Origin of the sequence: Pseudomonas sp. NFIX49, assembly GCF_900115915.1 — a bacterium.
Taxonomy (GTDB): domain Bacteria; phylum Pseudomonadota; class Gammaproteobacteria; order Pseudomonadales; family Pseudomonadaceae; genus Aquipseudomonas; species Aquipseudomonas pharyngis.
In genome coordinates this window covers 313,894-337,434 of record NZ_FOYE01000009.1, presented here as the reverse complement: position 1 = coordinate 337,434, position 23,541 = coordinate 313,894, and the positions used below count along the sequence as shown (strand labels likewise).

Here is a 23,541-nt window from a genome sequence, read left to right as displayed (position 1 = left end):
CCCGGGCGTCGATCAGTCGGTACCTGTCTTTGAAATACCCAACGCCCGATGCGATGCATCGGGCGTTGGGTGAAACAGGTGTAAACCTATTTCAGGACTAGAAACTATCAGTCAAGACTATATTTAACCTGAGTGCCGTTCGGCAAACTTTTAATCTTATCGGCTATATCGGCTCTGAGCCGCATTCCCTCTATAGCATTAACAACGTACAAATTATCCAAGGAAAACTCACCACCCATTACAAACGGAATCTTGGGCAACAAGCGCATCCCCGCAGCAATTGGACCGTTGCGCTTTTGCCATTGATGCGCTAACGGATATCCCGTCAACACCTCATAGTCGTTAAGAACCATTTGCGCCCAGCTTTCAATATCCGCAGCCAAGTACTCTAAAGACCCAGTTTCTGGATCAAATATATAGATCTTGTCGTCCTTGATACAAAACTGCCCACCAAAGATATCCTCAGCAAAAAAGACACCGCTATCGGCCAAGCCCTTATAACCACTGCGCCACAGATCGGTATGATTCCAATCAGAAAGCCCCGTTTCATTTTGACTCGACTCGCTTGGAAAGACATGCAATGCGCCTTCAAAAGCATAGAAGCCATTGCGCCGACGCAGCACGACCAGAATTTCCTCCGCCAAAATACCAGCCATGTTTCGCACTGGCTCAGTTATCTCTGGCTCGCGCTCACTCAAGGATGAACTTGCAATCGACAACAACTATCCACGGTACAAAGGGGACAGATTTATTTAATAAAATTAATCTGTCCCTTTTTTTCTTAAATTCAAAAAGAGACAACCCGTAAGAATTCTTCTATTTTCGCCTTATCTTCAGGATGACGCTGAAGGTACTTCTCACAAGCTAGCCGAAGATACTCAGTACAAACCGATTCGCTGACGACGATGGAGTCCTCATCACTCGGGGGATAGCCATAGGAAAATTCCACCCCTTCGAAGTGTTCTTCGTCGAACGGGCTGCTTTCATCAGGATAGTTACAGTATGCCCCATCCACACTGAACCCCCATCTTTTCACAAGATAGCCAACCGCCTCGATAAAACGGCCGTCAGTGTACATCCTGTCAAAATACCCTTTAACAATCCAAATAGGGTCTGACTGGCTATATGGCTGACCGAACAACTCTCTCATATGCACCTCAAATTTCTAATTCGTAAAAAGGAGGACAGATTTATTTAATCAAATAATTCCGCCCCCCTTTTCTTACCTCTTCTTAATTAACGTCCATCCGTAGCTCTTTTTATATAATCGAGATTTTTGCCCGCCCACCAAATAGACAAGAGCAACGTCAACGGCATACCAATCCACAGAAAGAGCACATTAAAATCAGGCTCGCAAAAAAAATATAGAAAAAACATCAGCAACGAAACCATCACCAAGGAAATTATAAAACATACTGACAACACCATCCCAAGCAGGCCGCAAAAAATCATCACACGAGAGACGATATTATTTCTCACTGTTTGCTTCCTTATAAAACCCAAACGACTTATTAGCCACGCCACCCAAATAAAAAGCCAAATAGATTCTAAAAAGGACTAAAAAATGGGACAGATTTATTAATCAAATAAATCTGTCCCATTTTTTCCGGGTGATACCTGCGCGGATGAGCCCAAGGTCTCCTGGGCCGAGCAAGTGAAAATCATTAGTCATTCATTAAAGCCTCTTGATCCGGGCAAGAAATCCCATGTCGCCCGAGTTAACAGTAAGCACTGCTTGCTCATACCCCTCAAGGTCATCGCCCAACCAGGGCTCATCTGGGCGGAGCACATGAACCTTGACCGTTGCACCGAATTCGTCGCTTGAAACGCTCCCCTGAAGAACACCCGGCAGACCGGATTTATTCCATTGATCAAGTACCAAGGACAACCAGGAAATGGCGGTGGCTAATAAATCATCGCTGACATAATCATCAATATGAACCGAGTTCACGAAACACTCATAACCGGTTCTGTCAGGGAAGCTATCGAGGCCCATATGACTTTGAGGATTCAGAGCTGCGATAAAAATACAACCATCACGCTCGACAAAATCAGAACGTGCAATACGCTCAAGCTCACCCTCCATAACAACGTGCGGCAGGTCAGCCAGCAGCGATTCCATTGCCTTGTTTGCTTTCACAGCAATCCTCAAACATCAGCTCACATTCTCAGCGCTATGGCTAAAGCCAAGGCGTTCCTTGACAGCTCAGAATTCACATTTTAAACCGCCAGTGCAGACACGGCTCTACGGGCAAATACCCGCCACCCTTTACTCCGCCTTAACTACTGTGGCACCTATATTTTCTCCGAAATGATTTCCAACTCATCCCACAGATGGGACAGACCAATACTGCTCATATAAGTCATGTAATCCACAAATCCGGGAAACTTTATTTCGTCGATTGAGAACCACGCCGCTTCGCACTCAGGGCAAATAAAAATAATTGACTCATTCGCTTTTATCATCGCTTTGATAACGTCGCCCTACTGACATCTTGGGCAAATCATATACACCTCCCCAAATATACAAAGGCATACAAAGGGACATACAAAGGGGACAGATTTATTCAATCAAATTAATCTGTCCCCTTTTCTTTCACAAGCATCAGACGCGCCAACACCTCCAGGAAAACACCCGCTTTTTCTTCATCGCTTATCTTGAAGCTCGTAAGTTCTACGCTCAAATGCTGCCAGATCGCGCCCATTGAGAGACCAAATGAACTGCTTGAAATGGCAGAGTACAAAGCTCCGATATTCATCTAAATTTCATCTCACAAAAAAGGGGCAGTTTTATCGAATCAAATAAACCCGCCCTGTTCTCAGTAGCTCTATCTCGGAATAACGATAGGGATAATCATCGGCGCTGGCGGCGCAGGCGGATTGATCATCCCCTTGCTTTCCACCACGAGAACCCCCTTTTTCTTGATGGTATCGAACAACCGTTCAGTTGCTTCCGCATCAACGTAGCCACCCTCGTCAATCGACGCACTCAGAGCCAGTTGTCGCCGTTCCTCCGTTAACTGAAGCTGCTTGGTACGGAAGAATGTATGAAGCGACATCGCTTTGATGTTCGACAATTCGACGTGCACGACCTCGACATACTTCAACGCTTTCGCATCCCACCCCTGGACATAAAGCCCCTTGGCAGTCAGCGCAAAAGTACAAAATTGGTAGGTCCCCGTATTTGACCCCGGCGTGGAGATAATCAATGAGCAGCGGCCGTGCTGGAGAATCGGATCACTCATAGAAGGATCGTCTTTTACGATCTGCGAAGAAAATTGCGCCCGATCATAGTAAACAGTTGCTTTGTCTACTGGCGTGGTGTTGCAGCCTGACACCAGTAAGGTTACGCCCAGCAACAATGAGATTCCGAAACAGCGCATAGTCATCCTTCAAAGAGAAAGCCATTAATAAAAAACGTAAAAGACGGGGATAAAAATGCGACGAACCCGCTTAAACACCCCACCGGCCAATACCCCCGCCCCATTCCGTAGCCTTGACTAAAAGTAAAGGATGCAGATTTACTTAATTAAATAAATCTGCACTCTTTTGCTCTGACTTTACTACTCCGACACCTATATTTTCTCCGAAATAATTTCCAACTCATCCCACAGATGGGACAGACCAATACTCTTCATATAAGTCATGTAGTCCACAAATCCGGGAAACTTTATTTCGTCGATCGAGAACCACGTCGCTTCGCACTCAGGGCAAATAAAAATAATCGACTTATTCGCTTTTATCATCGCTTTGATAACGTCGTCCTGCTCACATCTTGGGCAAATCATATACACCTCTCTATGGAACTGGATAGGCAGTAAGTACTGTGTTGGTTCCTGGTATGACAACGACTTTTACATTAGTCTCTCCCGCGGTCCCCACCACTCGCCCCATCGGCACAATATAGGCCCCAGGATCGTTCGCCACTGGATTCCCTCTCTTCGTCCAGGCCTCGTCAACCACACCCAGTATCTCCTTTCTATCCATACTGAAAACAGTGTGGTTTTGCTTGTTCGGATTCGGCTTGGCGTGTTCCAGGACGTGATTGATTCTAGTGCCCTGCCTGGTTCCTCGACCATATTCCAAGCCTGCCGGCGTCGTCCAGATTCTGGTAGCTTTATCAAATGTTAACTGAAACCCGCTTGTGGAGGTTTTCGGCGGTGCTCCACTACCAGCATTAACTGACAGCACCCGGCTAACTTGCCGGATTCCAAGATTCTTGATTTCTCCCAACGCAGAGTCAATAAGAAACTCGGCAGCCTTCACATAAGGATCGCCTTTCAGAACACTATTGACGTCTTTTTTATCCGCGTCGTTAAATTCTTTCAGTGTCTTTGGATCACGATCAGTCAAGAAGGCAGCTAAATTGATCGCCGACTCTTCCTTTACCCTTTCATACTCAGGGCCAAACGCCTCCTTCAGGGCAGCCTGGGCAGCGAGGCTTACAACCAGTTTAAACGGCCCCATGATGGCCTGAATGGAAAGCCCGATAGCCTGAATCTGTTCCTTCGGAAGGTTATCCGCAAGTTTCAATGCTGAAACGAGCGGACTCAGCATCGCTTCACCTGCATTTCGCGGAAGGTTACTGGTCACCGTCACGCCGATTTCATACGGCATTCCCGGCTTCCAGCCATCAGGCCCCTTGACCGTACAAGTTTTATTTTCGATACAAGAGTTCAGATTGCCATCGAACACTGCCGCTTTATCGGCAAAGTCCACCAACGCTTTCAGGATATTAGGATCGAGAGATTCCAGCGCCTCAAGATCGCCACCAGCGCGAACGATATTTTTTGCAATCGCTAGAGCGCGTTCTTCTCCAAACTCTTTACTAATACTTTTCGGAACATCATTAATATCTACATGTTGCGACTGGATTTTATTCCAGTTGTTTTTTATAGCATCGTAAACCTGGGTCGCTTGTACCTTCTGATTTTCCGTAAAGTCGGTAACGCTGTTTTCCCATTTATCGAGCGTCTTTCCAGGATGGCTGATCGCGTCTATGGAACTGCTGCTGACATACAGATCCGTACGATGCTCTTCGTCCTTGGTAATCTCATACGCCCTGTTCACATCGCGATTGAGACCGCTCGTGGAGTCCTGCCCCGTGGTCTTGTCGTGCCGTACAACAATCTGCCCCGCCCCCACGGTGGCATTGAGCGTCTGCTGACGATCCTTGTCGTACTTGTAACCCTCAACTGCCCAACTGCTCTTGCTCTCTCCTTCCATCCCTTTGTTGGGTTTGTCGGCCTGAGCGCCACCACTGCCACCGTTGGCACTGGCTCCCGTGTAGCTACCACTTACGTTCAAGTAGTAGCCGTGCTCATTATCCTTGCCGGTAATGTTGCGGTAGCCGAGGGTGTCGGTGTCGAGCTTGAGGTTGCCGTTGTCGGCAGTGACCACCGAACCATCAAGTTGAGTATGTTTTTCGGTACGGATATCGACTTTGCTTTTGCCGCTGATAACCGTCTGGTTGTCGACCCAATTGGTTTTGCCGTTGGTTTCGCCGTAACCCAGCGAACCACTGACCGTTGCACCGATGCTGAACGCGACAGTCAGGCTGGCGTCGAACTCTTTGCCCTCGACCTTGCCGGTGTTCGGAACAGAGGACACGGTTAAGTTGCGTCCTACATCTCCAAGGACTTCATCACCGCGCAGAGTGGCGCCAGCAATCGTGGTGTCACGCTTGCTTTCGAAGTTCAGCTTGTTACCTGCATACAGGTACGCTTCCTGCTGCTTCACGCCCTCGCGGTTCAGATCGCCGATACCGACATTTGCCGAGCCATAAACGCCGAATCCATCCTGGCCGGCGATGATGCCGCCTTCGGCACCCCAGCTACGGCGATCGTGTGAACTCTCATAGGCGTTTTGCGCCGACAGAATGTTCAGATCGTTAGCGGCCTTGAGGGAAATGTCCCGCTCGGCAATCGCACGGGTGCCTATCAGGGTCAGATCGTTTTTGGCATCCAGGTTAATACTGCCGCCGGCATTCAGTTGAGTCGCCGTCGAAGTCCCTTGAGTCGATTTGTCCTCGGTACCCGCATTGCTGACACCCACACCCAGCTTGAAGCCACCGTTGGTACCGCCCTTCACACCGCCCTTGCTCTGAGTCGAATGTCCGGAGCTGTCTTGCGAGCCATGCGCGACATCGAAGGTGATGTCTTTGCCTTTGACGTTGATATCACGCCCGGCATTGAACCGGCTGCCGATGACATTGACGTTGTTTCCGGCGTCCAGCGAGATGTCATTGTCTGCCGAAAGTGTCGAAGGCCGTTGTGTCACGGAGGTCTGAGTGTTACTGGAACTGACACTGGATGCGCCAATGTGTCCGTCATACTTCGGCCCGCTGAAGAACTGATCAAGGGTATCAACCGCTTTCAGTACGCTTGAACCTTTGCTGACTCCGTCTTCGCCTTTGCCCGTCCCTTTGAGCCCATCGATCGTATTGCCGATGTTATAGGCGGTGCTCACCGTTATGCCGTTGCGTTTGATGCTGTCACGGATGGTGACTTCGCTAGCCTCTTCCTTGGCATCGATATTGATATTGCGTTCGGCCTTGAAGCGGATATTGTTCTCCGCCACCACGTCGGACCCTTGCAGGTTGATATCGCGACCGGCGTTTACATTGATGTTCATCCCGGCATCGATGGCGCTGCTCGCAGCGGTGTATCCCTTGCTATTGACGCCATGCTGTACGGTTTCACCGCCGACGAACGTCGTGAACGCGTTGCTGTCGATGGTCTGTTTGATACCAACGCTCTTGTCCGTCTCCCAGCTGTTGCTGCGCTGACTGTCAATCGAAGCAACCACATTGACATCGCGACCTGCATCGAGCGAAGCGTTGTTGACGGCACTGATCCCGCTGCCAATGACGTTAATATCGTGAGCCGCATTGAGAAACGCATCGTTGCCGGCACTGACCTGACTTCCGACACTCACAGCACTGACAACTTCACGTCCCCTATTGTGAGAAGTTGCGAATGTCATGTCGGCACCGAACCCAGGCGTTCCGGCAGCCCACCCAATAGCGTCCTTCAACGAAAGACCGACTTTTTTCTTGTATTCCTCTGCACGGCTGTAGGCCTGATCATCTGCGGACGACAGGGTGATATCGCCCTCCTTGTCTACCAGACCGGCATGCAATTCGGCGTCGTTTTTGGCGCTGATTTCACTGGCGTTCAGACGAACATCTCGCCCCCCCAGAATCACCGCATCATGTCCGGCATCCAATTGACTACCGACCTGTGTCACAGCGGTCTGCAACTGGCTGCTGCCACTTTTCGACATACCGAACAGCCCGGTCTTGGTCTTCTTGCTGTAGGAGCCAGATTCTTCGGTGGCGGAAAGTACCGCCACATCCTGAGTTGCCCCCACCACCAGGTCATTACCGGCCTTCAACTGGCTGCCGATGATGGTGACGTTGCGTCCACCATCGAGACTGACCGAGCCATCCTCATCCTTGGAGGTGTTAACGGTGAGGTCGCGGCCCGCCTCGATCACCGAGGCGACATTCTCGCTTTCATAGCTTTGGCGCTCGGTCGTCTTGCTGCGCCCGAACGAGCCGTTTTTCTTCTTGTAGTAGTAGGACGAACTCTCGTCCTTGGCGGAAGCAACCGTGATGTCCTGATCCGCATCCAGGCTGACGTTTTCCTCTGCCTTGATACGACTGGCAATGATGCCCAGGTCGTTGCCCGCCTTCAGTGCAACGTCCCGCCCGGCGTTCAGTACGGATGCTTGTTGAGTGATGCTGTGGGTTTCGTTGGCGAACTTCTTCCCGCGCGAGACGTAATCGCTTTCGTCAGCAGCAGAGGTAATGACGATGTCCTTGCCGGCATCGACCTTGAGATCCCGCTTGGCATCCAGCCGACTGGCAACAACCGCCACATCACGATCGGCACTGATCGTCAGATCCCGCCCGGACTTTACCTGAGCCCCATGCTGGGTGATGGTCTGATTGAGGAAGTTGCTGCCACGCGAATCAGTGCGGCGATCCTGCACCGAGGTGATGTTGACATCACGGCTGGCATCGAGCGTCATGTCCCGACTGCTTTGCAATACACCGCCGATATTGCTGATATCACGCCCTGCGTCGACTTTCAGGTCATTGGCCGCTTCGATCCGCGCAGCGTTGTTCAGTACGTCGCGATGTTGCAGCGTGCCGCCGTAGTTGGTGTCATATCCGTAGACATCACGCTGGTTGATCACATCACCGTTGGTGGCCGTCAGGCTGACGTCACGACCGGAGATGACACCGCCGCCCTTGTTGACGATGTTGTTACCGGCCTTGAGGGTCAGACGGTCACCGGCCTCGATCAAACCACTGTTGGTGAGGTTGTTGCCCGCTTCCGCCAACAAATTATTCGAAGCCCGAAGTGTGCCGGCGTTGTTCAGGTCCGCACCGGCAATCAGGGTCACATCACCGCCCTGGATCAGCGCGCCATTTGGCGCCAGGCGATTGTTGGCCTGGGCCAGATATAACACCGGCACCAGGACTTTTTCGCCGTTAACTTCGTGCTCTTCGAGCCAGACGATGTCGTGGGTCAGCGCCGCCACTTGCTGGGCAGTCAGGGTGACGCCCAGCGACAGGTTGAGTTCATTCTTGCTGGTGACGGCGTTGTTCATGAGGTACTTGAACATTGCTTCGTCTGAGGTCTGGCCGTCGATGAATCGCTGCCCCGTGCGGGCAACTACAGCCTGCTGCACGAGGCGCTGTTCGAACAACCCATCACCGAGGCGCTTGGCGCTGGTGTCGGGGTCGTAGCCAAGCTTGCCCAGCAGGTAGTCCGAACTCATGAACTGCTTGAGGTTGGTCAGCGCCGGATTGGTCTCGATCAGATATTTGTGCGGGTTGGAACGCACGCTGGTGTCGGGCAGGCCTTGCACACGTGGTACGTCGAACGAAACCTGTCCACGGTTCGGCGCCATCACGCCAACCGGGCCGTCACCGGCGACCGCGTTGACATTGATCAGCGCGGTTTTGTCGTTAAGGTTCAGCGACGGACGCGAGGCCAGCGTCAGGTCACGTTTCTTCATCGAGACCGGATCGTTCTGGTCGAACTGCAGCTGGGTGGCCGACCTTACGGGCATGCCGTCCGAGCGCTGGGTGGAACTGGCAGCAATGGTGCCGATGGTCCAGTCGCGACCTGCTACGAGTTCCTGATCGCTGCCGTCCTTGCGGCTGAGACGGAACAGACCGTTGTCACCGGTTGGCAAGGTGAATCCTGGGAGGGCCAGCGGGTTGACCTGTTGCTGGGCCAGGTCCGGTGGCAACTGCTGATTCAAGAAAACCACGGTCGGCTTGGCCGAGCTTTTAACCCCGGTATCGGCCCCAGCCTTGGCCGTTCCGTCAAAGTTTGTGTATGGATTGAGGTTACCGTTATTGATCGTGCTTTTAGCGTTGACGGTTACCGCTTGTCCCGCCTGAATAATAGAAGGAACGCTGCCCCCACCGTTGGTGAAAATACGGTCGTCACGCTGCTTCACGCCCGCCAGAATAGGCGCAGGTACTGCGACCTCGGGCCCTATACCGAACTTTGTGTTGATTTTGCTGAGCAACTGCTTGTTCAGCGCCTGGTAATCCCAGTGTGTTCCGCCTTTGTCGGGTTCGTGCCAAGAATCAATATAGTCATACTGATACTTGGAATTCCGATCGGCATAATTCTGCAGATCATCGGTTATCCAACTCGGTCGTTTGTTGGGAAGGCCACCAATCTGGTAAACACGCATCCGCGTGAAGTTGCCCGATTGCAATCCAAAGTTATCGAAGGTATCGACATCCAGCTTGATGCTCTTGCCCGCCGAAATCAGCGATGCCGTATTGGTAAAAGAACCGACGTTAGCGGTCAGGTTTCCCGCTACCGAAAGCGTTGCCTGGGGCCCCGTGATCTTGGAGGTCGATTCAAAACTTTCATTAACGTAGAAAGTGGTGCCGGAAAAAGTAATGTCACCAGAGACAAACTTCTCCTCCCCGATCACACCTTCTGTCTTGTTATTGAAGCTGTTGGCCGACAGCGAAAAATCACCGTCGACATTGATCGACGCCGCCAGGTTGTTGATGGTATTGGCACGTCCGCCATCACTTCCGGCAATGGTCAGATTACCAATGCTGTAAACATCGGCGGTCTGGTTGGTGAAATCATTGGTCAGCAAATTCATATTGCCGCCGCTGAAGATCAGACTGCGATTGTTCACCAGACTGGCGGTCTTGATCGTCAGGTTTTGCCCGGCGCCCAACGTACCGGTGTTGCTCACGCCACCGGCGGCGATCGTCAGGTCACCATTGGATGTCAGTCGACCACCGGCATTGTTTAGTAGCCCGCCAATATTGAACGTGCCTGGCCCGCCGCTGCCGATTGTTGCGGCACTGCTCAAATTCATTTGTGCCGTATTGAAGGTCAAATCGCCCAGGCTGCTCACTCGGCCATTCCCGCCGTAGCTACCACCCAGTTGGATATCCATCCCGCCATCACTGGCAATCAACCCGTCGTTGTACCAGTTCACCCCGCGTCCTGTGAGCTGGTTCGAGGCCAGCACCTGGCCGCTGGCCGTTTGCGTGAAGTTGTTGATGTTGAGTGTCAGGCGCCCGGCCTGAATCACGCTGCTGTTGGTCCAGCTGTCGGCGTTGAGGGTCAGGCCGCCACGAGTCACCAGCAAGCCGCCGGCGTTCATCACGTTGGCGGTGGAGATGTCGAACTCGCCCACGCCCACGTGGGCCACCGAACCGCCGGCGTTGAGGAAGCTCGGCGCTGCCAGGGTGAAGTGGGTGTTGGCGGTTTCCACCAGGCCGTTGCGGTTATCGAATAGGCTGCCGATCTGGAAGTCAGTCTTGCCGCTGGTGCCCAGGGCACGCAGCTTGCCGCTCTGGTTGTCGAGGTTGGTGGCACGCACGGCCAGGGTGCTGGCGCTTTCGATCAGACCGCCACGGTTGCTCAGACCTGTCCCGGCACCGAGGTCGATAACGCTGCCGCTGACCTGGCCGGCGTTGTTGTTCATCGAGCCGGCGCTGACTTTCACCTGGCCTTTGGCGTAGATGCCGCCAGCGCTGTTGTCGAGCGCATTGGCGCCCGCATCCAGCAGGATGTCGCCGGTGTTGGCAGCAATACGGCCGCCGTCGCTATAGATGCCGCCGAGGGCGCGCAGGTCGAGGCGGCTGCCTTCGATCTTGCCGCCCTGGCCGTTGCGCAATACACCGGTCAGACGGGTTTGCAGCAAGCCCTTGAGGCTGGACAGCACCCCGCCCCGGCTGTCGAGGCTGGCGGCGGTGATGTTCAGGTCACCGGTCTGGGCGATGAGTTTACCGACCTGGTTGTCGATGGCCCCGGTGCCGGTGTTTACGGTCATCGCGGTGAAACTCTGCACCGCACCTTTGCCGTTGTTCAGTGCTGCGGCGGTCAGGTTGACGGCGGCATCACGGCTGGAGATCAGGCCGTCGGCGTTGTTGTGCAGGGTGCCATCGGCCTTGAGGTCGAGTTGGCCGTTGGCCGAAATCGTGCCGCCCGCGCTGTTGTTCAGATCACCGTGGGTCAACAGGTCGAGCAGGCTCTGGCTGATCAACTGGCCGCCGCGGTTGTCGAGGCTGGCCGAGCGCTTGATCACCAGCGGCCCGGTGCTGCCGAGCGCGCCGTTGACGTTGGTCAGGGCGCCAAGCAGGTCGAGGGTGACGCTGTCCTTGCCGACCAGACTGCCGCCGCTGTTGTCCAGTTGCGTACCGGTGAAGGTCAGCGCTTTGCTGGCCGTGATCCGGCCACCGGCGTTGTTCAGGGTGGCCGCGCGGACATCCAGGGTGTCACCGCTTTCAATGAAACCGCCGGCGCCGTTGCTGATCGTGCCGCCGGTGATGGTCAGGGTCTGTTTGCCACCACTGGTGACGGTGCCACTGGTGTTGTCCAGGCGGGTGGCCTTGATGGTCACCTCACCGATGCCGCCCAGCCCGCCGTTGCTGTGGTTGATCAACGCACCGCTGAGGTCGATGTTCAGGTTGCCGAGCAGGCTGGAGATGCTGCCTTCCTGGCTGTTGTCGAGGGTGCCACCATTGACGGTCACGCCCTTCCAGCCAGAGATCAGACCGCCCTGGTTTTTCAGCTCGGGCGCGGTGAGGGTCAGTTGATCGTTGCTGATCAGGTTGCCACCACGGTTGTCCAGGCTGTTACCGGTGAGGCTGAAACTGTTGACGCTGGAGATTTCACCTTTCTGGTTATTCAGGGCACGCAGCGTGGCGATGCTCAGCACGCCCTTGCTGTTGATCACACCGCTCTGATTATTGAGGTCGCGTAGGTGGGCAATGCTCAGCAGGCCTGTGCTGCTGATCATGCCGTCCTGGTTGTTCAGGTCTTGTGCGGTGGTGCCCAGGTCAATGGCCAAGCCGGCGATGCCCACCAGCGTACCGCCCTGGTTGTCCAGACCGGTGCTGTTAAGCGTCAGTTTTTGCGCTGCCTTGATGCTGCCTTTGTTGCGGTTGCTCAAGAGGCCGTCGACGGTCACCTCGAGATCGCTGTCGCTCAGCAACACGCCGCCATCGCTGTTATCCAGGCTCGCCGCCCGGATCCGCAACGCGGCGGCGGCGATCTTGCCCTTGATCGAGGTCAGGGTCTTGTCGATGGTCAAGGTGAGTTTCTGGTTGCTCAGCACCTGGCCGCCGCTGTTGTCCAGCGACGCGGCGATCAGGTCAAAGGCCTGCTCGCTGGAAATCTCGCCGCCCCGGTTGTTCACGTCACCGAGGTTTTTCAGTCGCAATTGACCGGGTGCGGAGACGAAGCCGTCCTGGTTGTTCAGCGCACCGCCCTTCAGGTTGAGACTCAGGTCGCCGGTACTGAACAGCTTGCCGCCCTGCTGATCGAGCCCCTTGATGTTAGCCACCAGAGCATTGGCTGCGCCGATGCTGCCGGAGGTGTTGGTCACTTGACCTGCGTTCAACTCCAGTTGATCGGCCGAGTAAAGGCTGCCCTGACTGTTGTTGAAGTCACCGGTGTTGATGTTCAGGCCGGTCTTGCTGCTGATGACGCCTTTTTGTTGGTTATCCAGGGCACTGCTGTTGATCGTCAGCGCGGTGTCGGTGAGCAGTTTGCCGCCCTGGTTGCTGACGGCGCCTCGGGTGTCGACCGTGAGGTTTCTGGCACTGGAGAGCGTGCCGCCGTTGTTGCTCAGGCTTTGGGCATTGATCGCCAGCGCGCCTTCGCTGATCAGGCTGCCCTGATTGTTGTTCAAGTCCGATGACAGGGTGATCGCCAGGTCTTTGCCGCTGCTCAGGCGACCGCTGTTTTCCAGCGTCTGCCCGGTCAGCGTGAGGCCGGTGTCACCACTCATCAGGCCCTTGTTGTGGTTGATGACCTGACCCACAGTCAGCGCCAGATTGCTGCCGGCGGCGATGTAGCCGCTGTCGCTGTTGTCGAGCCAGGCGCCGATCAGGCTCACACCGGCCTTGCTCGACAGCTCACCGCTGCGGTTGTCGACGCGGTCAACGGTGAGTGTCAGCGCTTTTGTGGACCCCACCAGACCTTCCTGACGGTTGTCCAGACGGGCGGCCGTGACGCGCAGGCCATCGTCGGCGATGACTACGCCGGCCTGGTTGTCGAACAGGTCGGTCACGGTCAGGTCGACCTCGCCGCGCCCACGGATTTCGCCGCCGGTGTTGTCCAGGCTGGCACTGCGGCTGTCGAGGCCGGCAGAGGCAATCAGGCCCTTGATGTTGCTCAAGGCCTGATCGACAACCAGGGTCAGCTTTTGGTTACTCAGCAACTTGCCGCCGTCGTTGTTCAGGCTTTGCGCATTCAGGCTCCAGGCGTTCGCACCAGAGATTTCACCTGCGCTGTTGTTCACCTCGGCAAGGTTTTTCAGCAGCAGCTGACCCGGCGTATGCAGGTTGCCGCGCTGGTTGTTCAACAAGCCGTGGTTCATGTCCAGCGTCAGGTCGGCGTTGCTGAACAGCTCGCCGCCATCCTGCTCCAGCGAATTGACCGACACGTCGAGTTGCTGCTGGCTGCCGATGCGCCCGCCGGAGTTGTCCAGGTGGGCGGCTTTCAGCTGCAGGGTGCCGTCGGTGGCCAGACTGCCTTCGTGACGGTTCTTGAATTCACCGGTGGTCAGCGTCGAATCGGCCTTGGCGCTGATGATGCCCTGGTCGCTGTTGTCGAGACTGCCGCTGTTGAACACCAGGCCTTTTTGCGAAGCGATCAGACCGCCCTGGTTCAGCACCGCGCCGGTCGAGGTCAGCGCCATTGCCTCAAGGCTGGACAGTTTGCCCAGGCGATTGTCGAGGCTGCCGACCTTGAGGGTCAGCCGCCCTTCGCTGCTGACCAGACCGCCCTGGTTGTCCATGGCCTCATCGAAGGTCATTTGCAGATCCGCCTGGCTGACGATCCGCCCGCCGACGTTGCTCAAACCAATGCCACTCAGGGTGCTCGCGCCCTTGCTGAAAATCAGGCCATTGGTGGCGTTGATGATCTGCGCGACCTTCAGGCCCAGCGTAGTGTCGGACAACACCTTGCCGCCTTCGCTGTTATCCAGACGTGTGCCGTTGACCAACAGCGCTTGCTGGCTGGACAGCGAACCGCCGCGGTTGTCGATCTGCTCGACATTCACGGTCAGATTTTTCAGTGAGCCGACCAGACCGTCCTGGCGGTTGTCGAGGTTTTTGCCGGTGAGCAGCAGATTGCCTTCGGCGACCAGTTCACCGCCCTGCTGGTTCAGGGTGTCGATGTTGGCGTCGATATCAGCCTTGCCGGACATTCGCCCGGCGGCGTTGTTCACTTCGCTGGCCTTGAGCGTCATCAACCCGGTCGAGGTCAGCAGGCCGCCATTGCGGTTGTCCAATTTGTTGCCTTCGAAGGTCAGTGCCGCTTTGCTTTCGAGCCGGCCCTTGTCGCGGTTGTCCAGTTCACCGACCAGCGCCTTCAACGCCTTGTCCGAGCGAATCACACCACCCCGGTTATCCGTGTTGGCGCTGCTGACCGTCAGGTTGTCGAGGCCGGAAATCTTGCCGGCGCGGTTGTCCAGGCGAGTGGCCTGCACGTCCATGGCACCGTTCGCCTGAATCAGGCCCTTGTTCTGGTTGTTCAACTGGCCGCTGATACGGGTGGTCAGTGCACCTTCACTGGTCAACTGGCCTTGCTGGCTGTTGTCGAGATTCTGTGCACGCACGTTCAGGGCAGTCTTGCCACCGAGTTTGCCGGTGGCGTTGTTAATCGCTCCCGACGCGGTGATGTCCAGCATCCGCCCGGCCATCAACAGGCCGGCGACGTTATCCAGCGACGTGACGGTCAACACGGTATCGCCCTGACTGCTCAGTTCACCGTTGCGATTGATGAGCTGTCCGACCGTGCCGGTCAGGTTGCCCGCGCTGTTGATGACGCCTTGGGTGTTGAGCACCTGACCGGCGTTGAGGTTCAGAGAAGCGCTGCCCAGCACGCGGCCGGCATTGCGGTTGTCCAGCGTGCCGGCGGTAACACTAGTGTTCTGGCCGCTGAGTGTGCCGCTCTGGTTATTCAGAGTCTGTGCGGCGTTGACAGTCAGGTTGCGGCTCGCGACCAGGCCTTTGCCGCGGTTGTCGATGGCTTGCGCACTCAGGCTCAGATCCCCATTGGCATTACGACCACCGTCAGCATTGACCCCGGCTTCAATGGCCCCGGCGTTGGTCAACTGACCGCCCGCACTGAGGCTGATGCTGTCCCGCGCCGCAAGCGTCTGTCGGTTGGTCAGATCGCCCTGAGTCTGCACATTCAGCGAGGTGCCGGCGTAGACCGCCGAGCGAGTTTCCAGGCTGGCGGCCTTGACGTTGACCGCGCCGGTGGCCGAGGTTTCGGCCAGGCTCAACTGGCCGTTGGCGTCGAGCTGGATGTCGCCGCCGCTGGCGATCAGTTTGCCGTCGAGCTTCACCCCGACCCCGGCCTCGGTGCCGACCAGTTTGATCGCCCCGGCGTACATGCCGCCCAGCGCCGAAGAGTCGATGGCCAGTTGCGGCTTGGTGCTACCGTCGTCGGCGCGGGCCGTAGCATTGAGGTTGTCGGCGTTGACGTCGTTGCGCCCGGCAACGATGGTCAGGTTTTTCGCCTGAATCTCGGCGTTGATCTTTGCGCTGCGGGTGATGATTTCGAAGCGGTCGACATTGGTTGCGTTAAGCCCGGCGCCTTCGATCGCGACGCTGCCCTGATCGACCTGGAAACGGTCCAGGCGACCGCTGCCATCCAGCACCGGTTTGCCGGTGGTCAGCGTGACCCGTGGCGAATTGATGAAACCGCAGCCATTGCACGTGATGCCGTACGGGTTGGCGACGATCACCCGCGCCGACTGCCCCGCCACTTCGGTGTAGCCGCGCAACTGGCTCGGGCTGCCACCGATGACTTCGTTGAGGATCGCCTGTGCCGAACCACTGTTTTTCAGGTGCGGGTTGTCAACGATGTACCCGCCCAGTTGGGTGGACGAAGCCTGGTTGGAGCCGTTGTTGAGGATGACGCCCTGCGCGCCGACGTTGTAGTCATGAAACTGGTTGTGCGACAGACCTGCCCCGTTGGGTGTGGCGATGTTGATGATCTGCACGCCGTTGCCGGCGCGGTCGAGCGTAGTGCCAGGGTTGGCCACCACAATGCCGTCGGCCTGGGCCCACATCGGTTGCCAGAACATGACGTTGGCCAGCAAAAACGCCAGCCCGCGCTTGGGCATGCCCCAGAACTGATCACGGCTTTTTACGGCAGCAGATGGCAGGCGAGCAAGAAAGGCGTACTGACGAACGTCCATGTAAAAGTCTCAATGCAACAGGCAGGATGGGCGATTTGAAGGCAGGCGCGACAACCCCGACGGGCGCACGGTCAGCGCCAGTCAGAGCGAAGTGGGTTAGGGAGAAAGTTGCGCAAGGCAATCCAGCGTCGCCCAGTCGATCACGGCAAATGCCATGAAAACCTGTTCGTTCCCTCGTAGCGGCACACTGATATCAAATTAATGGCGCGATATTAGATGGCCACTATTTTGACGTCAATTATTGAATGCAACAGCGGTGCGCTGCCGATGAACGGTCATGGCCAAGTTGAGCGTCAATAAGACCGTCCTCCCGGCCTCGGTCAGCCCTCCTGACACAATAATCTGTAAACTCTCCCCTCTTTCGCCGCCCTCTCATCCCGGCGGCCATCACCTCTTTATATTGCGGAGTCAGCCTTGCGTCTGTTTCACACCTCCGACTGGCACCTTGGGCAGAACCTGCACGGCCAGGAGCGCGATTTCGAGCACGCCTGTTTTCTCGAGTGGCTGCTGCGCCAATTGAAGTTGGCGCAGCCGGACGTGCTGCTGATCGCCGGCGACATCTTCGACACGGTCAATCCGCCGGTCAAAGCCCAGGAACGCCTCTACGATTTCATCGTCAGCGCCCACGAACAGCAACCGTTGCTGACCATCGTGATGATCGCCGGCAACCACGATTCCGGTTCGCGGATCGAGCTGCCCGCGCCGTTGATGCGGCGTTTGCGCACCCATGCGTTGGGTCGGGTACTGTGGCTGGATGACGGACAACTGGATGCAGAACGTCTGCTGTTGCCGTTGCCGAATGCGTCCGGCGAGATCGCCGCGTGGTGCCTGGCGCTGCCGTTCCTTCGGCCTGCCGAGGTCACCGGCGCGCATCTGGGCGACAACTATTTGCGCGGCATTGGCCAGGTGCATGAATGGCTGATCGAAGCGGCCAATGCCAAACGCCAACCGGGCCAGGCGCTGGTCGCCATCAGCCATGCGCACATGGCCGGCGGCTCGGTGTCGGAAGACTCCGAACGCAGCCTGATCATCGGCAACGCCGAAGCGCTGCCCGCCAGCCTGTTCGGGCCGAGCATCAGTTATGTCGCGCTCGGCCACTTGCACAAGCCGCAGAAGGTCAACGGCGAAGAGCGGATTCGCTACAGCGGCTCGCCGATCCCGTTGTCGTTTTCGGAAATCAGTTATCAGCACCAGGTGCTCGACGTCGTTCTGGACGGCGAAACCCTGGTCAGCGTCGAGCCAATGCTGATCCCTCGCTCCGTCAATCTGCAACGCCTCGGCCCTGCACCATTGGCGGAAATCCTGCTGCAACTGGCGGACCTGCCGAACATCGATCTGCTGGCCGAAACCCAGCGCCAACCGTGGCTGGAAGTGCGGGTGCGCCTCGACGAGCCGCAACCGGATCTGCGCCATCAGATCGAAAGCGCCCTGCAAGGCAAGGCTGTGCGACTGGTGCGAATTGCCGCGGAGTACGCCGGCAATCGGGGCGCTGACGGCGCCGAGGACGGCAGCGCGCTGATCGAGCTGGACCAGCTTACGCCGCAGGAATTGTTCAGCCGCGCCTGGCTCGACAACTACGGCAACGAGGTCGACGAGCAAACCCTCAAGGACTTCGCCGAACTGCTGCAAGACGTACAAATGGAGGGCGAGCAGCCATGAAGATTCTCGCCATTCGTTTGAAGAACCTCGCGTCGCTGGCCGGCCCGTTCGAGATCGACTTTACCGCCGAACCGCTGGCCAGCGCTGGCCTGTTCGCCATCACCGGCCCGACCGGCGCCGGTAAAAGTACTTTGCTCGATGCGCTGTGCCTGGCGTTGTTTGGCTCTGTGCCGCGCTTGAACAACACTAGCCGTGACGCCAAGGTGCCGGACGCCGACGGCGAAATCGCCACCGGCGACCCGCGCACCCTGCTGCGTCGCGGCACCGGTGAAGGCTTTGCCGAAGTGGATTTTGTCGGCGTCGATGGCCGTCGCTATCGTGCGCGCTGGGAAGCCAATCGCGCCCGGGAAAAGGCCGGTGGCAAGTTGCAGGCCAGCCGTCAGAGCCTGCGCGACATCGATCAGGATCAACTGCTCGCCAGCCAGAAAGGCGAGTACAAGACTCAGCTCGAGGCCGCGCTGGGCCTGAACTTCGAACAATTCACCCGCGCCGTGCTGCTGGCCCAGAGCGAATTCAGTGCGTTTCTCAAGGCCGATGACAACGACCGCAGCGAACTGCTGGAAAAGCTCACCGACACCGCGCTCTACACCCGCCTCGGCCGCCGCGCGTTCGACAAGACCAAAGAGGCCCGCGAAGCCCACAAGCAGTTGCAGGATCAGGCCACCGGCGTGACTCCGCTGGCCCCCGAGGCCCGCGCGGAGCTGGACGAGCGCTTCAACGCCGCCCAGCAACAACTGAAGTTGCAGCAGGCGCAGCTCAAGCAGATCGAGCAACAGCACGACTGGCTCAAGGAGCTGCTGCGGCTGCAAGACTCGCAACAAGCCGCTGCCGAGCAACTGCGCAGCGCCGAGCACGAGCGAGAGTCGCTGGCCGGCGAGCGCCTGAAGCTCACCCGCCTGGAACAACTTGCCCCGCAACGGCACCAGTTCGCCCGCAAGACCGAACTCGATGCACAGCTGACGCCGCTGGCCGCACAGATCCACGCGCACACCCGGCAACATGGCGAGCTGACCGAGCGCCAGACACGACTGGAACAGGATCTCGCCGCAGCGCAGATCGCCCTGACCCAGGCGCAAACGCAACTGAGCGAAAGCGCGCCGCTGTTGCGTCAGGCCTTCGAGGAGCAGAGCACCCTCGCCCGCCTCGCCAAGGACGTTGCGTCCGGCACCGAAGCGAAGCAAGCCGCTGAGCAAGCCTGTGCCCAGGGCCAGAGCGCGATCCAGACCCTGCTCGATCAGCAAAAACAGGTCGCCGAACGCTTGCAGCGCATTGCCGCCGATCTTGAGCAAAGCGCTCACTTGGCACCGTTGAGCGAAGCGTGGAATGCCTACCGCGACCGCTTGCAGCAACTGATGCTGATCGGCAACCGGTTGAACAAGGGCCAAAGCGAACTCGCTTCCCTCGAAGAAAACGCCGCCCGCGCCACCGAAGCGCTCGCCACGCAGAAGCAACAGCTTGAAGTGCTGTTCAAAGAGGCCGGCGCCGAACCGGACGCGGTCGCCGAGCAGATCGGCATCCTCGGCACTCTGTTGCAGGACAACCGCAAGCAATTGCGCGCCGTCGAGGACCTGACGCGCCTGTGGGCCAGTCAGCAGGAGCTGGACAAACGCAGTGCCGAGCTGCAACAGCGTCAGCTCGATGCGCAACAGGAACGCGAGCGCCTGACCCAGGACGGGGTGAAGACCAAGTCCGAGCTGACCGTCGCCGAACAGACCCTCAACGTCACCCGTGAACTGCTCGAGCGTCAGCGTCTGGCCCGCAGTGCCAGTGTCGAAGAGCTGCGCGCGCAGTTGCAGGACGACCACCCGTGCCCGGTCTGCGGCAGCAACGAGCATCCGTACCACCAGCCGGAAGCCTTGCTGCAAAGCCTCGGCCGTCACGATGAAAACGAGCAGGCCAGCGCGCAGCAAGCAGTCGATCAACTGAAGGAAAAACTCACCGAGCTGCGTGCCAGTGTCGGTGGCGTGATTGCCCAACAGAAAGAGTTGCTGCAACAGCAGGAACAACTGGCCGCCCAGCAGCAGGCGCTGACGCCGAGTATCGAGGCGCATCCGCTGGCGGCGTCCTTGCTGAATCAGGACAGTGACAAACGCGCTGCGTGGCTGACTCGCCAGAATGAACAACTGAACCAGAGCATCACCCAGGACGAACAACGCCAGACCGCCCTGCTCACGCTGCAACAGGACGCGGCGCGCCTGACCCAGCAATTGCGTCAGGCCGAGACGGCGCACCAGCAAGCGGCGCAGCACCTGAGCAATCAGCAACGCGAACTGAGCGCTGACCGCCAGCGTCTGGACGAAGAGCTGGCGGCCTTCGCCACACTGCTGCCCAGCGACACCCTCGAAGCCGTGCGCGCCGAACCGGCGGCGACCTTCATGCAGCTTGACCGGCAGATCGCCGAACGTCTGGCGCAAGTCGATCAGCAGAAGGAAGAACTGGCCGAACAGCAACAACGCCAGCAGACGCTCGAGAAAGAACAGGACCGCCAACAGGGCCGTGTGCAGCAGCTGCAAAACGCTGAACAGCAACTCAACACGCTGACCGGGCAACAACAGACCAGCCAAGAGAAGCTTGCGCAATTGCTGGGCGATCACACCTGCGCCGAGCATTGGCAGCAGCAACTGGAACAGGCCGTGGAACAGGCACGCAACGCCGAATCCACCACGACTCAGGCGCTGCAGGACGCGCGTACGCAGCTCGTGCAAATCGCCGCCGAGCTGAAAGCGCAGCAGGAACGTCTGCAAGCGCTGGAAACCGAAGATCGTGATCTGGCCGGCAAGATTGCCGACTGGCGCGCCCGTCATCCGGAGCTGGATGACGGTGGCCTCGAAGACCTGCTGCGGATTGATGACGCGCAAGTTGATGAGCTGCGCCAGCGCTTGCAGCGCAACGAAAAAGCCGTTGAACAGGCCACGGTGTTGGTGCAGGAACGCGATCAGCGTCTGCTCGAACATCAGGGCCAACACAACGGCAACCTGGACGCCGAACAACTCGCCAGCGCCCTCGCCGACCTGCAAAACCAGTGCACGGCCAGCGAACAGCAATGCGCCGAACTGCGCGCCGAGCAGGCCGAAGACCAGCGCCGCCAGAACGCCAATCAGGCGCTGGCGCAGCAGATCGCCGATGCCTATGCCGAATATCAGCGCTGGGCGCGGCTCAATGCGCTGATCGGCTCGGCCACTGGCGACACCTTCCGCAAGATCGCCCAGGCTTACAACCTCGACCTGCTGGTGCATCACGCCAACGTGCAGCTGCGGCAGCTGGTCAAGCGCTACCGCCTCAAGCGCGGCGGCAGCATGCTCGGCTTGCTGGTGATGGACACCGAAATGGGCGACGAACTGCGTTCGGTGCATTCGCTGTCCGGTGGAGAAACGTTTCTGGTGTCGCTGGCTCTCGCCCTGGGCCTGGCCTCGATGGCGTCGAGTACGTTGAAGATCGAATCGCTGTTCATCGACGAAGGCTTCGGCAGTCTCGATCCGGAATCCCTGCAACTGGCCATGGACGCCCTCGATGGCTTGCAGGCGCAGGGCCGCAAGGTCGCGGTGATTTCCCACGTGCAGGAAATGCACGAGCGGATTCCGGTGCAGATTCAGGTACAGCGCCAGGGCAACGGTCTGAGCACACTGGAGGTGAAATGAACACGCTGTATTCCTTCCGCCGCTGCCCGTACGCGATGCGGGCACGGATGGCCCTGCGTTATTCGGGCGTGCCGGTGGAGATCGTCGAAGTCAGCCTCAAGGCCAAACCGGCCCAGATGCTGGCGATCTCGCCCAAGGGCACGGTGCCGGTGCTGGATGCGGACGGTCAGGTGATCGACGAGAGCCTGGAGATCATGCACTGGGCGCTGGCGCAGCATGATCCGGATGACTGGTTGCTGGGTGGCGATTCAAGGATCGCCGAGTTGATTGAAGCCAACGATCAAGTGTTCAAGATTCACTTGAATCGCTACAAGTACGCCGAGCGTTATCCGGAACAGCCGATGGAGGTTTATCGCGCCGAAGGTGCTCTGTTCTTGCAGAAACTGGATGAGTTGCTCGAGGGTCGCGATTACTTGTTGACCGCGCATCCGAGCCTGGCCGATATCGCGCTGTTGCCGTTCGTTCGCCAGTTTGCTCACGTTGATCGTGACTGGTTTGCACAGACGCCTTACGTGCGGTTGCAGGCCTGGTTGCAGCGGTTTCTGGAGTCGGAACTGTTCACCGGCATCATGAAAAAGTAGGCGCGTTACGCCAACACTTCACACATGCCGATGACCGAGCAATCCACTTCGAACGGGCCGAGAAAACCGCTGGCGGTTTTCGCCGGCGGATTGCCGGCCAGCAGCCCCAGCGCATTGGCCCGTTCGATGTTGTGCGCGATGTTGTGGTTGGCCTCTATGGCCCGGGCCAGCCCGCCGACCGAGCCTTGGCCGAATCCCAACAGGGAAGCGCCGTTGGTCATGAACGCCAGTCCGGCAATGACCCAGAGTCTGTAGCCTTTCATGCTCCGCCGACTCCCGCGAGCTCAGCTGAACCGACCGCTGCGTTTTGTGAGCGAAGTTCGAACTGGATGCCGGGATGTGCAACGTCGATCGGTGCTTCGAAGCTGTGTTGCGACTGCGACGCCAGACTGACAAACAGCACCATGACCAGGTACAGACCGATGGCCACGTAGGCGCCGCGTTTGGCGGAAGTGATGATTGAAGTGGCCATGATGTGTGCTCCGTGGACAATGTTTCGAGGTCCACAGAATCGATCAAAAAAGCCGGGGTATCCACTCAGGGTTTTCCATAGTAACCATCAGCTTCGTTGATTATTTAGCCGATCTATCTCGTCGTTTGAAAATAGCTATCGTCGGTCGTTGCGCAGGCAAAAAACTGCCCAAGGCTGCGATCTTTTGATTTTGCTTTTTCAGGAAACAAGATCAAAGGATCGCAGCCTTGGGCAGTTCCAGGGCGTAACGGAAATTTCAGTGTTGAGCTTTGTGATCCAGCGCGGCGTAGAAGTTGGCGCTTTGTTGCAGGTATTTCTGGGTGTAGCTCTGGGTGTGGGATTTTTTGTCGCTGATTTCAACGTTGGCACTGGCTGGCAGAGCCACGGTGGCGGAGATGGCGGAAGCGGCAATTACGGAGAAGAGATTGAAGTTCATGGCGGTAACCCTCGTGTTCAGTTGGCTTGC

Annotated in this window: 12 protein-coding genes; 3 read left to right on the top strand and 9 right to left on the bottom strand. The window is 57.4% G+C overall.

The annotated features are described in order from the left end of the window. Nucleotides 1-107 precede the first annotated feature (107 nt). The 6 genes from BMZ46_RS25445 to BMZ46_RS25405 form a co-directional block, all read right to left on the bottom strand. Complete coding sequence (locus BMZ46_RS25445) at nucleotides 108-656, bottom strand: SMI1/KNR4 family protein (RefSeq protein ID WP_219737006.1); 549 nt, start codon at nucleotides 654-656, stop codon at nucleotides 108-110. Between the two features lie 131 nt (nucleotides 657-787). Continuing rightward, nucleotides 788-1,150: a ribonuclease toxin immunity protein CdiI gene (gene cdiI / locus BMZ46_RS25440; protein WP_074688559.1), complete on the bottom strand. Its 363-nt coding sequence runs from the start codon at nucleotides 1,148-1,150 to the stop codon at nucleotides 788-790. Nucleotides 1,151-1,675: 525 nt separating this feature from the next. Further along, nucleotides 1,676-2,122 carry a hypothetical protein gene (locus tag BMZ46_RS25430; protein ID WP_064381157.1) on the bottom strand — a complete coding sequence of 149 codons (447 nt, stop codon included), beginning with the start codon at nucleotides 2,120-2,122 and terminating at the stop codon, nucleotides 1,676-1,678. Between the two features lie 454 nt (nucleotides 2,123-2,576). Beyond that, complete coding sequence (locus BMZ46_RS25420) at nucleotides 2,577-2,759, bottom strand: hypothetical protein (RefSeq protein WP_074688563.1); 183 nt, start codon at nucleotides 2,757-2,759, stop codon at nucleotides 2,577-2,579. Nucleotides 2,760-2,828: 69 nt separating this feature from the next. After that, nucleotides 2,829-3,362 carry a hypothetical protein gene (locus BMZ46_RS25415; protein WP_254778406.1) on the bottom strand — a complete coding sequence of 178 codons (534 nt, stop codon included), beginning with the start codon at nucleotides 3,360-3,362 and terminating at the stop codon, nucleotides 2,829-2,831. Between the two features lie 436 nt (nucleotides 3,363-3,798). Then, nucleotides 3,799-16,725: a hemagglutinin repeat-containing protein gene (locus tag BMZ46_RS25405; protein ID WP_254778407.1), complete on the bottom strand. Its 12,927-nt coding sequence runs from the start codon at nucleotides 16,723-16,725 to the stop codon at nucleotides 3,799-3,801. Nucleotides 16,726-17,139: 414 nt separating this feature from the next. On the opposite strand from BMZ46_RS25405, the gene BMZ46_RS25400 reads away from it, so the two are divergent. From BMZ46_RS25400 to BMZ46_RS25390, 3 genes are read left to right on the top strand one after another with little or no spacing between them, the layout of a single operon-like run. Next, nucleotides 17,140-18,384 carry an exonuclease SbcCD subunit D C-terminal domain-containing protein gene (locus BMZ46_RS25400; RefSeq protein ID WP_074688570.1) on the top strand — a complete coding sequence of 415 codons (1,245 nt, stop codon included), beginning with the start codon at nucleotides 17,140-17,142 and terminating at the stop codon, nucleotides 18,382-18,384. Further along, nucleotides 18,381-22,022 (top strand): AAA family ATPase, encoded by a 3,642-nt coding sequence (locus BMZ46_RS25395; protein ID WP_074688572.1) that lies wholly within the window; start codon nucleotides 18,381-18,383, stop codon nucleotides 22,020-22,022. The genes BMZ46_RS25400 and BMZ46_RS25395 overlap by 4 nt, the downstream gene beginning before the upstream one ends. Next, complete coding sequence (locus BMZ46_RS25390; RefSeq protein WP_074688573.1) at nucleotides 22,019-22,603, top strand: glutathione S-transferase; 585 nt, start codon at nucleotides 22,019-22,021, stop codon at nucleotides 22,601-22,603. The genes BMZ46_RS25395 and BMZ46_RS25390 overlap by 4 nt, the downstream gene beginning before the upstream one ends. 5 nt (nucleotides 22,604-22,608) lie before the next feature. Here BMZ46_RS25390 and BMZ46_RS25385 read toward each other — a convergent pair whose 3' ends face one another. The 3 genes from BMZ46_RS25385 to BMZ46_RS25375 form a co-directional block, all read right to left on the bottom strand. Continuing rightward, nucleotides 22,609-22,866: a hypothetical protein gene (locus BMZ46_RS25385; protein ID WP_074688575.1), complete on the bottom strand. Its 258-nt coding sequence runs from the start codon at nucleotides 22,864-22,866 to the stop codon at nucleotides 22,609-22,611. Next, nucleotides 22,863-23,075 carry a hypothetical protein gene (locus BMZ46_RS25380; RefSeq protein ID WP_039766857.1) on the bottom strand — a complete coding sequence of 71 codons (213 nt, stop codon included), beginning with the start codon at nucleotides 23,073-23,075 and terminating at the stop codon, nucleotides 22,863-22,865. Before BMZ46_RS25380 ends, BMZ46_RS25385 begins: the two co-directional genes overlap by 4 nt. A gap of 256 nt (nucleotides 23,076-23,331) precedes the next feature. Further along, nucleotides 23,332-23,511: a hypothetical protein gene (locus BMZ46_RS25375; protein WP_007941320.1), complete on the bottom strand. Its 180-nt coding sequence runs from the start codon at nucleotides 23,509-23,511 to the stop codon at nucleotides 23,332-23,334. Between the last annotated feature and the right edge of the window lie 30 nt (nucleotides 23,512-23,541).

Bases quoted from the DNA above. Each gene is read 5' to 3' on its own strand.
- BMZ46_RS25390 (WP_074688573.1), top strand. From the start codon at position 22,019: ATGAACACGCTGTATTCCTTCCGCCGCTGCCCGTACGCGATGCGGGCA.
- cdiI (WP_074688559.1), bottom strand. From the start codon at position 1,150: ATGAGAGAGTTGTTCGGTCAGCCATATAGCCAGTCAGACCCTATTTGG.
- BMZ46_RS25380 (WP_039766857.1), bottom strand. From the start codon at position 23,075: ATGGCCACTTCAATCATCACTTCCGCCAAACGCGGCGCCTACGTGGCC.
- BMZ46_RS25375 (WP_007941320.1), bottom strand. From the start codon at position 23,511: ATGAACTTCAATCTCTTCTCCGTAATTGCCGCTTCCGCCATCTCCGCC.
- BMZ46_RS25385 (WP_074688575.1), bottom strand. From the start codon at position 22,866: ATGAAAGGCTACAGACTCTGGGTCATTGCCGGACTGGCGTTCATGACC.
- BMZ46_RS25420 (WP_074688563.1), bottom strand. From the start codon at position 2,759: ATGAATATCGGAGCTTTGTACTCTGCCATTTCAAGCAGTTCATTTGGT.
- BMZ46_RS25395 (WP_074688572.1), top strand. From the start codon at position 18,381: ATGAAGATTCTCGCCATTCGTTTGAAGAACCTCGCGTCGCTGGCCGGC.
- BMZ46_RS25430 (WP_064381157.1), bottom strand. From the start codon at position 2,122: ATGGAATCGCTGCTGGCTGACCTGCCGCACGTTGTTATGGAGGGTGAG.
- BMZ46_RS25405 (WP_254778407.1), bottom strand. From the start codon at position 16,725: ATGGACGTTCGTCAGTACGCCTTTCTTGCTCGCCTGCCATCTGCTGCC.
- BMZ46_RS25445 (WP_219737006.1), bottom strand. From the start codon at position 656: ATGGCTGGTATTTTGGCGGAGGAAATTCTGGTCGTGCTGCGTCGGCGC.